At 56.3% G+C, this 11,135-nt stretch carries 10 protein-coding genes and 1 pseudogene; 7 read left to right on the top strand and 4 right to left on the bottom strand.

Annotation, left to right across the window (positions count from 1 at the left end):
* The 3 genes and pseudogenes from RTM06_RS04410 to puuD form a co-directional block, all read right to left on the bottom strand.
* Nucleotides 1–139: pseudogene (locus tag RTM06_RS04410) on the bottom strand (FAD-binding oxidoreductase); the annotation flags it as partial.
* Nucleotides 140–163: 24 nt separating this feature from the next.
* Nucleotides 164–721: an HTH-type transcriptional regulator PuuR gene (puuR, locus tag RTM06_RS04405; RefSeq protein WP_008104818.1), complete on the bottom strand. Its 558-nt coding sequence runs from the start codon at nt 719–721 to the stop codon at nt 164–166.
* On the bottom strand, nt 718–1,482 hold the full coding sequence (gene puuD, locus RTM06_RS04400; protein ID WP_312180203.1) for a gamma-glutamyl-gamma-aminobutyrate hydrolase: 765 nt from the start codon (nt 1,480–1,482) through the stop codon (nt 718–720). The genes puuR and puuD overlap by 4 nt, the downstream gene beginning before the upstream one ends.
* A gap of 213 nt (nt 1,483–1,695) precedes the next feature.
* On the opposite strand from puuD, the gene RTM06_RS04395 reads away from it, so the two are divergent.
* Together RTM06_RS04395 and RTM06_RS04390 are read left to right on the top strand one after the other, a co-directional pair.
* Complete coding sequence (locus tag RTM06_RS04395; RefSeq protein ID WP_409455786.1) at nt 1,696–3,111, top strand: glutamine synthetase family protein; 1,416 nt, start codon at nt 1,696–1,698, stop codon at nt 3,109–3,111.
* A 372-nt stretch (nt 3,112–3,483) separates the two neighbouring features.
* The gene (locus RTM06_RS04390) at nt 3,484–4,842 is read left to right on the top strand and encodes an APC family permease (RefSeq protein ID WP_256696823.1); all 1,359 of its coding nucleotides are present in this window, start codon (nt 3,484–3,486) and stop codon (nt 4,840–4,842) included.
* A gap of 144 nt (nt 4,843–4,986) precedes the next feature.
* Here RTM06_RS04390 and ygbI read toward each other — a convergent pair whose 3' ends face one another.
* Entirely contained in the window at nt 4,987–5,748 is a 762-nt protein-coding gene (gene ygbI / locus RTM06_RS04385; RefSeq protein WP_312180200.1) for a DNA-binding transcriptional repressor YgbI, read from the bottom strand.
* Nucleotides 5,749–6,052: 304 nt separating this feature from the next.
* Here ygbI and ltnD point away from each other — a divergent pair, with 304 nt between their 5' ends.
* The 5 genes from ltnD to RTM06_RS04360 all read left to right on the top strand — a co-directional run bounded on the left by ltnD (nt 6,053) and on the right by RTM06_RS04360 (nt 11,049).
* Nucleotides 6,053–6,916, top strand: coding sequence for an L-threonate dehydrogenase (gene ltnD / locus RTM06_RS04380; RefSeq protein WP_409455787.1), 864 nt, complete (start codon nt 6,053–6,055; stop codon nt 6,914–6,916).
* Nucleotides 6,917–6,918: 2 nt separating this feature from the next.
* Entirely contained in the window at nt 6,919–8,178 is a 1,260-nt protein-coding gene (gene otnK / locus RTM06_RS04375; RefSeq protein ID WP_312180196.1) for a 3-oxo-tetronate kinase, read from the top strand.
* Nucleotides 8,175–8,801, top strand: coding sequence for an aldolase (locus RTM06_RS04370; RefSeq protein ID WP_256696822.1), 627 nt, complete (start codon nt 8,175–8,177; stop codon nt 8,799–8,801). Before otnK ends, RTM06_RS04370 begins: the two co-directional genes overlap by 4 nt.
* On the top strand, nt 8,801–9,580 hold the full coding sequence (gene otnI / locus RTM06_RS04365; protein ID WP_312180192.1) for a 2-oxo-tetronate isomerase: 780 nt from the start codon (nt 8,801–8,803) through the stop codon (nt 9,578–9,580). The genes RTM06_RS04370 and otnI overlap by 1 nt, the downstream gene beginning before the upstream one ends.
* Before the next feature lie 116 nt (nt 9,581–9,696).
* A complete protein-coding gene (locus RTM06_RS04360; RefSeq protein ID WP_312180190.1) occupies nt 9,697–11,049 on the top strand; it encodes a GntP family transporter in 1,353 nt (450 codons plus the stop codon).
* Nucleotides 11,050–11,135: the final 86 nt, after the last annotated feature.

Raw genomic sequence — 11,135 nt, 5'->3', positions numbered from 1 at the left:
CGGTGAGAAACAGCGCGGACGAGAGCCCGGTAAAGCCGCCGCCAATGATGCATACATCGCACTGCACCGACTCTTGCAGCTCCGGCCACGGCTCATGCGCGTTGGCGGTCGCGGCGTAATAACTTCCCACATGTTGCATGACATCCTCCTTAAGCGCGAAACCTTAGAAATTGGCGGGCGTATGCGCGCTCACAATGCGACACGGCTGATCTGAGGTATTGGTAAAACTGTGCGGTAAGCCGGTATCAATCACATAGCTTTCACCGCGATAAAGATGGTAACTCTGGCCGTTAACCACCAGCGTGATTTCACCTTCCAGCACCGTGCCGGTTTCCTCGCCGGGATGGCGTAACTTCTCGCCGGTGCTGGCGCCGGGTTCATAACGCTCCAGCAGCATCGCCAGCGCGCGTCGCGCGGCACCGTTATCGATTAGCATCAGCGATACGCCAAGGCTGCCAATCTCCACGCACTCTTCCGGGCGCACAATCACGCGCGGCGTGGCATTGATTTTTGGTTCGGAGAAAAACTCTGAGAGGGATAACCCGTAAACTTTCAACAGCTTCTGTAAGGTGCTAACGGCCGGGCTGACTTTGTCCTGTTCGATAGTGCTAATGGCGCTGTGCGTTAAACCTGATAACTCAGCGACGCGACGCTGAGACAATCCCAACTCCTGCCGGATCTGCGATAAGCGACGTCCGGGTGCCAGAGTGGCATCATTCATGGCTGTTTTTCCTTGTGATAACAGACAGCGGCGTGGATAAAGGCCGTAAACAAACGGCGTGAGATCGGATCGCGGTCGGAATGCCACTCCGGATGCCATTGCACCGCAAGGGCGAAAGGGTGCTTTGGCAAGCTAACGGCTTCAATCAGTCCGTCGGGTGCGCGCGCTTCCACGCGCAGCAGCGGGCCGGTTTCGCGAATGCCTTGTCCGTGCAGCGAATTGACCGCAAAGGGTTCGGCGCTGCCCAGCAGTTGGCTCAGCACGCCATCCACTTCTGGCAGCACGTCATGCACCGGCGCATATTGCTCATCCAGCGACAGCGCATCGTTTTCGCGGTGTTCCTTGAATAGATTCGTCATATGCAGCTGGCGATGCAGCGCACCGCCGTTGGCCACCACCAGCTCCTGCAGGCCACGACAGATGCCGAACATCGGCATCTTTTTACCGATCGCATGTGTGATAAGCCCGAAGGCGAGGCGATCGCGCGCCGGATCGGCATGCGCTTCTTTACCGTCTTCGCCGTAATGCCAGGGTTCGATGTTACTGGGGCTGCCGGTTAGCAAAATGCCATCCAGCACGGTCATACTGTTTTCTAATAGATGAGGCGCCTGCATCAGTTGATGCGGCAATGGCAGCGGCACGCCACCGGCGAACACGATAGCGTCGAGATATTTGTTGTGAACCGTTTGCCCCGGATGGCTGCCGATAAAGTTCTGGCACATCACTACGCCAATCAAGGGCTTGTCAAAAATAATGCCCATAACGTCTCCGCGTTGCTGTTCAATATTTTCGCCGGAAATGCGCGGCTGGCCTGTAAAGTGTGCAATATTTTGTCAATCTAGCAACCAGTTGAGTGTTCTTCAAACAGATTTGTTACATTTGCACACTTTTTGCGTTAGAGCTATGTTAGAGGAGTGGCTGTTATTTTGAGCATTACGCGCACCAATATTAAACGGTAAAGGGCGGGTGGGATCATGACGAACCTCGTAGAAGTAGAAGACTTCACACGACACAGTGAAGAGAAACGAACAAGCGCGTTCCAGCTGGAGGTCAAAACCTGGCTGGAACGCCATCCTGAAACGCAGTATGTCGATATTCTTCTTAATGATTTAAATGGGGTATTTCGCGGTAAACGCATTCCCATCTCCGCATTGGCAAAACTGGAAAAAGGGTGTTACTTCCCGGCCTCCGTTTTCGCGATGGATATTCTCGGTAACACCGTCGAAGACGCCGGACTTGGTCAGTCACTGGGCGAACCCGACCACCTCTGCATGCCGGTTCCCGGAACCTTAATTCCTTCTGCCGCCGATCCCACGCACATCGCCCAGCTGTTGCTGACCATGTGTAACCAAGATGGCACTCCCTTTGACGTTGAACCCCGTAATGTCCTCAATCGGCTGTGGCAACAGCTGCGCAATCGAGGATTGTTCCCGGTGGTAGCGGTAGAGCTGGAGTTCTATCTGGTGGATAAAAAGCGTGATGCGGAGGGCTTCATTCAGCCGCCGTGTTCCCCGGGCAGTGACGAACGCAATATGCAGAGCCAGGTGTATTCGGTGGATAATCTCGATCACTTTGCTGACGTACTGCGGGACATCGACCATCTGGCCAAGCTGCAAGGCATTCCCGCCGATGGCGCACTAGCGGAAGCCTCGCCCGGTCAGTTCGAAATCAACCTGCATCACACACGCGACGTGCTGAAAGCCTGCGACCACGCCATTCAGCTGAAACGGCTGGTGCGTCAGGTGGCGGAAAATCACGGCATGACCGCCACATTCATGGCTAAACCTTACGAAGAGTACGCGGGCAGCGGCATGCATGTGCACATCAGCATGCTGGATGCCGCCGATTACAACGCCTTCGCACTGGATGACGGTAGCGATTCGCCGCTGATGAAACGTGCGCTGGCGGGCATGATCGATCTGATGCCGGCCTCAATGGCGTTGTTGGCGCCGAATGTGAACGCCTATCGCCGCTTCCTGCCGGAAGCCTATGTACCGCTGCAGGCGTCGTGGGGACATAACAACCGCACGGTCGCGTTGCGCGTGCCTTGTGGCGATGCGGATAACCATCGCATTGAGTATCGCGTGGCTGGCGCGGATGCAAATCCCTATCTGGTGGTGTCAACTATTCTTGCCGGTATTTTGCACGGTCTGGATAATCAGCTACCCTTACCGCATCCGGTGCAGGGCAATGGACATGAAGCAGAAGGGCTGGCATTACCGATTCGGCAGAGCGATGCGCTGTATGAATTCGAGAATAGCTACCCGCTGCAGAAGCTGTTGGGCGAGCGTTTCAGCGGCGTGTGGCACAGCTGCAAACAGTATGAATTGATGCAGTTTGAGCGCTTGATCACCTCAACAGAAATCGACTGGATGCTGAAGAACGCCTGACGCAGGAAGATTTGATCTAACGTCTTGTGCCGATGGCATAAGTTGGGGCAAAATACGCGCCCTGCAAAATGAGAAACATAACCGACGCTTATCCCGTCGGTTATTTTTTTGCATGATGTACTCACTGACTTTCAAACGAGGCCGGACACGCATCCGGATAGATAGATACTGACAAACACGCTTGTGCGTGAGATTTGAGGAAAACAAAGATGGGACTGTTTAACATTGCACCAGCGCAGGCTGGTTCTCGCTTCCGTGATGACTACGGCGCCGCGACAATCGCAAACTCTTATATCACTTCTCACTGCAGCAAATTGCGCAGTAGCCCTGTAGCCCAACCGATCGCGGTTGTCGTCTGCGGGGGCCTGAACAATGTCGCTTAACACCTCTGCCGCACCTCAGCGTGCACACCTGAAAAAATCCCTGACCTTGATCCCGGTTGTCATGATGGGCCTGGCGTATATGCAGCCAATGACCCTGTTTGATACCTTCGGTATCGTGTCTGGATTGACCGACGGCCACGTCGCCACCGCTTATGCTTTCGCCCTGATCGCGATTCTGTTTACTGCCGTGAGCTACGGCAAGCTGGTACGCCGCTTCCCATCTGCGGGCTCCGCTTACACCTATGCTCAGAAGGCAATCAGTCCGCACGTCGGCTTTATGGTGGGCTGGTCATCACTGCTGGACTACTTGTTCATGCCGATGATCAACATCCTGCTGGCGAAAAGCTACTTTGAGACGTTGGTGCCGGGCATTCCGTCGTGGATTTTCGTGGTGCTGCTGGTGGCCTTTATGACCATCTCTAACCTGCGTGGAATCAAAACCGTTGCCAACTTCAACAGCGTGATCGTGGTGCTGCAAGTGGTGGTGATGGTAGTGATCACCGGCATGGTGATTTACGGTGTGGCACACGGTGTTGGCGCAGGAACCTTGACCAGCAGCAAACCGTTCTGGTCTGAGAACGCACATGTGGTACCGATGATTACCGGTGCGACCATTCTTTGCTTCTCGTTCCTCGGCTTTGACGGTATCAGTTCGCTGTCAGAAGAGACCAAAGATGCTGAACGCACTATCCCGCGCGCGATTTTCCTCACCGCGCTGATTGGTGGTGTGATCTTTATCGGTGTCTCATACTTCCTGCAGCTGTACTTCCCGGACATTTCACGCTTCACCAATCCGGACTCTTCACAGCCAGAGATCATGCTGTTCGTGGCGGGTAAAGCGCTGCAGATTGGCATTCTGATCTTCTCGGTGGTGACGGTGCTGGCATCCGGTATGGCGGCGCACGCAGGCGTTTCGCGTCTGATGTACGTGATGGGCCGTGATGGCGTATTCCCACAGCGTTTCTTTGGCTTCATTCACCCGACTTACCGCACGCCGTCACTGAACGTGCTGCTGGTAGGCGGTGTGGCGCTGCTGGCAATCAACTTCGACCTGGTCACCGCAACTGCGCTGATTAACTTCGGTGCGCTGGTCGCATTCACCTTTGTGAACCTGTCGGTGATTGCGCAGTTCTGGATCCGTGAGAAGCGTAACAAGACGCTGAAAGATCACCTCAACTATCTGGTGCTGCCGGTGATGGGTGCCCTGACAGTCGGTGCGTTGTGGATTAATCTGGAAGAGACCTCAATGGTGCTCGGCCTGGTGTGGGCAGCGATTGGTATTATTTACCTCGCGTTTGTGACCCGCACCTTCCGCAACCCGGTTCCGCAGTTCAGCGAAGAAGTGTGATTTAGTTTCCCTCACCCTAACCCTCTCCCGCCAGCGGGAGAGGGGACCGCCCGAGTGATTTTACCAGTGCGTATTTCACATGTGGCTGCGTCTCCCTCTCCCCGTGGGAGAGGGCCGGGGTGAGGGCATCAAAGCGCAGAGAACTTACCCCGCCAACACCAACTCCCAACTCCCCGCACTCAACGCCTCGCGTCCCGCTTTACTCAACTCCGCATCCGTGATCAACGTATCAAAGCGCTCCAGCTGCAATGCCAGATGCGTCGCAATCTTGTTGTACTTCGAGCTGTCGCTTAGCAATACGCGCTTACTACTGACATCGCTCGCCGCCTGCTTGACCGGCACTTTATCCTCATCCGGCGTATAAAGCCCGCGCGGGCCCCAGCAGGACGCGGAGATAAATGCGATATCGATCGCTAGCTGGCGCAAACTACGTGCAGCGGCTTCACCGACGCTGGAACGGTTCTCACGACACACCGTGCCGCCGGTGTGAATCAGTTTGCAGCCGCTGCTCTCCATCAGCAGGCGCGCAATCACGAAATCATTGGTCACCACCAGCAAGTCGTCACGCTCCACCAGCTCGCGCGCCAGCGCTAAAGTGGTAGTGCCAGCATCGAGATAGATGCAGCTATTGCGCGGAATATGACGCGCGGCATACTGACCAATCGCCATCTTCTCGCCGCTGTACATATTGGTTTTCGCCAGATGCGACGGCTCCGCCGCCAGGCGATCCGCCGAGCGCACGCCGCCCGAAACAGACAATACTGCACCTTGCTCTTCCAGCTTCTGCACATCGCGACGAATCGTCATGTGCGACACACCCAACCGCTCAGTCAGCTCGGCAATGCTGACCACGCCGCGTTCGCCTACCAGCGCTAAAATTTGTTGATGACGTTCAACCGGAATCACATTGCTCTCCCTGAATTATCATTTTTTCACATTGTAGATCATCGATTCACAGCTCGCAGCACAATTTATCTTCCCGATATGTAAGCAGAAATCCCGTGTTAAAGGGCTGTGCCACACTTACCTTTAGCTGTGAATCCATGTTAAACGTTGCGCAGTGAAGTTAATTTTTGTGATATCACGCACGTTTATTCGCCACTGACTGCGGCAGACTTAACACCAATGAACAAATTATCACTTAAATTAACAATGGAGGTTTGCTGTGTCAGCAACCGTGAATAACATCGGCGTGATTGGTTTAGGTTCCATGGGCATGGGTGCAGCGCAGTCTTGCATCCGTGCAGGATTAAATACCTGGGGTGTTGATCTCAATCCGCAGGCGCTGGAAACCCTGCGTCAGGCCGGTGCGCGTGATGCGCAAACCTCCGCTGCCCGCTTTGCCGCCGAACTCGATGCGGTGCTGTTGCTGGTGGTCAACGCCGCGCAGGTTAAAGCGATTATGTTTGGTGAAAACGGCGTGGCGGCGCAGCTCAAGCCCGGCACCGTGGTAATGGTCTCTTCTACCATCTCTTCACAGGATGCGCAGGCGATTGAACAACAGCTGGCGCAGCATCAGTTGCTGATGCTGGATGCCCCGGTTTCCGGCGGCGCAGCTAAAGCAGCGGTTGGCGAGATGACCGTGATGGCCTCCGGCAGCGACGAAGCTTTTGCCCTGCTGAAGCCGGTGCTGGATGCGGTGGCGGCGAAAGTCTATCGCGTGGGCAGCGAAATCGGTCTCGGCTCAACCGTCAAAATCATTCACCAGCTGCTGGCGGGCGTGCACATTGCCGTGGGCGCTGAAGCGATGGCGCTGGCCGCCCGCGCCGGTATTCCACTCGATACCATGTATGACGTGGTCACCAACGCCGCCGGTAACTCGTGGATGTTTGAGAACCGCATGCGTCACGTGGTGGATGGCGATTATTCGCCGAAATCAGCAGTCGATATCTTCGTTAAAGATCTCAATCTGGTGGCGGACACCGCCAAGTCGCTGCACTTCCCACTGCCGCTGGCCTCCACTGCGCTCAACATGTTTACCGAAGCCAGCAACGCCGGTCACGGTCGTGAAGATGATAGCGCGGTGATCAAGATCTTCAGCGGCATCACGCTGCCGCAGGCGAAGGAGAAGTAATCATGCGTTTAGGCGTCATTGCAGACGATTTTACCGGAGCGACCGACATCGCCAGCTTCCTGGTGCAAAACGGTCTGCCGACCATTCAGTTCAACGGGGTGCCGGAAAGTCATGACGAGCTGAGCGCGCAGGCGATAGTGATCAGCCTGAAGTCGCGCTCTTGCCCGGCGCAGCAGGCGATCGATCAGTCGCTGGCGGCGCTGAAGTGGCTGCAACAGCAGGGCTGCGATCGTTTTTACTTCAAATATTGCTCCACCTTCGACAGCACCGAGCTGGGCAATATCGGTCCGGTTACTGATGCGTTGCTGGCGGCGTTAGGCGAAACGCAAACGGTGATCTCGCCATCGCTGCCGGTTAACGGTCGCACGGTGTATCAGGGTTATCTGTTTGTCGCCGATCAGCTGCTGTCCGAATCGGGCATGCGCCACCATCCGGTAACGCCAATGACCGACAGCAATCTGGTGCGTTTAATGACACGTCAGGCTAAGGGCAAGGCGGCGGTGATCAACGCGACTCAGCTGGATCAGGGTGCCGATGCGGTGCGTGCCCAGCTGGATACCTTGAAGGCGCAGGGCATCAACTATGTGGTGCTGGACGCCCTGCACGAGCAGCATCTGCTGACGCAGGGCGAAGCGCTGAAAGAAATGCGTCTGGTGACCGGCGGTTCAGGCCTGGCGATCGGTATCGCCCGCGCCTGGGCAACGCAGCAGCAGAATAGCGACGCTGAACAAGCCGGACGTCCACAAGGCGAGCGCGCGGTAGTGATCTCGGGCTCCTGCTCGCAGATGACCAATCGTCAGGTGCAGGCGTATCGCCAGCTAGCGCCATCGCACGAAGTGTTGGTGGAGCGCTGCCTCGATAACGTTGAAAGCTATGCGCAGGAACTTTGTGATTGGGTGGAAGCGCATCATCAGCCCGATCTGGCGCCCTTGCTGTTTGCTACCGCCGATGCGCAGCAGCTGCAGGCGATTCAGCAGCAATACGGCGCGGCGCGCAGCAGTGAAGCGGTTGAGCAGCTGTTTGCTGCGGTAACGCGGGAGCTGAAAAGCCGTGGCTGGCAGCGCTTTATCGTCGCCGGTGGTGAAACCTCGGGCGTGGTGGCACAAAGCCTTGGCGTCACCGCATTCCACATTGGCCCAATGATTTCGCCGGGCGTGCCGTGGGTGCGCGATATCCATCAGCCGCTGTCGCTGGCGCTGAAATCCGGCAACTTTGGCGATGAACAGTTCTTTGCCCGCGCACAACAGGAGTTTTCAGCATGACGGAACAACAAGCACGCGAAGAAATGGTGCAGCTCGGGGCGTCCTTCTTTCAGCGCGGATACGCCACCGGTTCGGCAGGCAACCTGTCGCTGCTGCTGGAAGATGGCAACTTGCTGGCGACGCCAACCGGCTCCTGCCTCGGCGAATTGCAGGCCGATCGTCTGTCGAAAGTGACAATTCAGGGCGAATGGATCTCCGGCGACAAGCCATCGAAAGAAGTGGAATTTCACCGCGCACTGTACCTGAATAATCCCGAGTGCAAAGCGGTGGTGCATCTGCACAGTCACTATTTGACGGCGCTCTCCTGCCTGAACGATCTCGACACTGAAAACTGTATTCGTCCGTTCACGCCGTACGTGGTGATGCGCGTCGGTGATGTGCCAGTGGTGCCCTATTACAAGCCGGGCGATCAGCGCCTGGCCGACGATCTGGCCAATCTGGCCTCGCGTTACAACGCCTTCCTGCTGGCCAATCACGGTCCGGTGGTGGTGGGCAAATCCCTGCGCGAAGCCGCCAATAACACTGAAGAACTGGAAGAGACCGCGCGCCTGATGTTTACGCTCGGCGACCGCTCGATTCGTTATCTGACCGATAGCGAAGTCGCGGAATTGAGGAATTTCTAATGCCTAAGTTTGCAGCCAATTTATCTACCCAGTTCGGTGAGCTACCGTTTATCGAGCGCTTTGCCGCCGCCGCTAACGCCGGTTTTCGCGCAGTGGAATTCCTGTTCCCGTATGACTTTCCTGCCGAGGTGATTAAAGCCGAGCTGGAAAAACATCAGCTGGAACTGGTGCTGTTCAACACCGCTGCAGGCAACGTGCAGGCGGGCGAGTGGGGCGTTTCTGCTATTCCGGGCCGTGAACAGGAAGCGCGTGCCGATATCGATCGGGCGCTGGAATATGCGATAGCCCTTAATGTGCCGCAGGTGCATGTAATGGCGGCAACGGTGCCAAACGGTGCCGATCGCGCTGCGTATGAAGAGACTTTCGTACGTAACATGCACTATGCCGCCGAACGCTTTGCGCCGCACGGCATTCGCCTGCTGCTGGAAGCGCTCAACCCGGTTATTAAGCCGAATTATCTCTACGCCAGCCAGTATCAGACGTTGGCAATGATGGCGCGTATCGATCGGCCCAACGTCTTTACCCAGCTCGATCTGTTCCATGCGCAGCTGGTGGACGGCAATCTGACCCATCTGATTCGCGAATACGCCGATCGTTATCGCCATATCCAGATTGCTTCTGCGCCGCACCGTCACGAACCGGATGAAGGCGAAATCAACTATTCCTATCTGTTTAACCTGCTGGATGAAGTGGGTTACGACGGTTGGGTGGGATGTGAATATATCCCGCGTGGCCGCACCGAAGCGGGCCTTGACTGGTTCGCGCCTTACGCCAAATAAATTCTTGTTTATCGCCAACGCAGCGGCCTATCCGCTGTGTTGGATAAGTCATATCTGAATCTGCCAATACCAGAGAAAGCTGTACCCTAAAAATACTTATAAAATAGAGGATTATCATGTCAACCGCGTTGTTGTTAGCTATCGCTACCGCCAGCATCGTGATTTTGCTGTTGCTGGTGATTAAAACCAAAGTTCACCCCTTTGTGGCGTTGCTGATTGTCAGCCTGCTGGTGGCAATTGCTACCGGCATTCCCGCCGACAAAATCATGGAAACCATCTTTAGCGGGATGGGTAACTTGCTGGGGCATATCACCATTATCATCGTGCTGGGGGCGATGCTCGGCGCAGTGATTGAGGCCTCGGGCGGTGCGGAGTCGCTGGCGCAACGCTTCAGTAAATCTCTGGGCATCAAGCGTACCGTGGCGGCGCTGACCATGGCGGCGTTTATCCTCGGTATTCCGGTGTTCTTCGAAGTTGGCTTCATCATCGTGATTCCGTTGATTTATGGCTTCACCAAAGTGGCACGCGTATCACCGCTGAAGTTTGGCTTGCCAATGGCGGGCGTGATGCTGACGGTGCACGTAGCGCTGCCAACGCATCCGGGCGCGGCAGCGGCTGCAGGGATTTTGCATACCGACATGGGCTGGCTGATGATGCTCGGAATCCTGATCTCGATTCCGGTCGGTATCGTCGGTTACTACGTCGCAAAAGCGATGAACCTGCGTCAATATCACCTTTCCGTCGATGTGCTGGAGCAATTGCAGCTGGCGAAGCCGGAAGGCAAGCCGAAAAATGACGCGCCACCGCCGGGTGCGCTAACCATTACCGGCCTGATTGTCGTGCCGATTCTGTTAATCGTCATGGGCACGGTAGCACATACCACGTTAGCAGAAGGCAGCAAGCTGCGCTCGGTGATGACGGTGATTGGTACGCCGGCGATTGCACTGCTGATTGCGCTGGGACTGGCGGCGTGGCTGCTTGGCGTGCGTCGCGGCTGGAGCAAAGAGAAGTTAGAAGACCTCACCGGACGTGCGATTCCCAGCTCTGCCAGCGTGATTCTGGTGGCGGGTGCGGGCGGTGCCTTTGGTAAGGTTCTGGTGGAGTCGGGTGTGGGCAAAGCGCTGGCGCTGACGCTGGAAACCTTGCATCTGCCGCTGGTGCCAGCTGCGTTTATTTTATCACTTGCGCTACGTGCGTCGCAGGGATCGGCAACGGTCGCCATTTTAACCACCAGCGGTTTGCTAAGCCAGGCGGTGGGCGATGTAACGGATATGCAGCGCGTGCTGGTAACGCTGGCGGCCTGTTTCGGCGGCTTAGGGTTGTCGCACGTGAATGATGCGGGGTTCTGGGTGGTGACGCGCTATTTGGGCCTGTCGGTAGCTGATGGCCTGAAGACGTGGACGGTGTTGACTACGGTGATGGGGCTGAGCGGTTTCGCGCTGACGTGGCTGGTGTGGGGGATGATTTAAGGGTTTTCCCTCACCCTAACCCTCTCCCGCAAGCGGGAGAGGGAACCGATCGGAGCAGGCATACGGCAGCATCTCCCTCTCCCGTG

It is taken from the genome of Pantoea sp. CTOTU46764 (genome assembly GCF_031974595.1).
GTDB lineage: Bacteria > Pseudomonadota > Gammaproteobacteria > Enterobacterales > Enterobacteriaceae > Pantoea > Pantoea trifolii.
This window is presented reverse-complemented; position numbering and strand designations above follow the sequence as displayed.

Excerpts from the sequence above, each read along its gene's own strand:
- puuD (WP_312180203.1), bottom strand. The coding sequence starts at position 1,482 with ATGGGCATTATTTTTGACAAGCCCTTGATTGGCGTAGTGATGTGCCAG.
- otnI (WP_312180192.1), top strand. The coding sequence starts at position 8,801 with ATGCCTAAGTTTGCAGCCAATTTATCTACCCAGTTCGGTGAGCTACCG.
- otnK (WP_312180196.1), top strand. The coding sequence starts at position 6,919 with ATGCGTTTAGGCGTCATTGCAGACGATTTTACCGGAGCGACCGACATC.
- ltnD (WP_409455787.1), top strand. The coding sequence starts at position 6,053 with ATGGGCATGGGTGCAGCGCAGTCTTGCATCCGTGCAGGATTAAATACC.
- RTM06_RS04360 (WP_312180190.1), top strand. The coding sequence starts at position 9,697 with ATGTCAACCGCGTTGTTGTTAGCTATCGCTACCGCCAGCATCGTGATT.
- puuR (WP_008104818.1), bottom strand. The coding sequence starts at position 721 with ATGAATGATGCCACTCTGGCACCCGGACGTCGCTTATCGCAGATCCGG.
- RTM06_RS04390 (WP_256696823.1), top strand. The coding sequence starts at position 3,484 with ATGTCGCTTAACACCTCTGCCGCACCTCAGCGTGCACACCTGAAAAAA.
- RTM06_RS04370 (WP_256696822.1), top strand. The coding sequence starts at position 8,175 with ATGACGGAACAACAAGCACGCGAAGAAATGGTGCAGCTCGGGGCGTCC.
- RTM06_RS04395 (WP_409455786.1), top strand. The coding sequence starts at position 1,696 with ATGACGAACCTCGTAGAAGTAGAAGACTTCACACGACACAGTGAAGAG.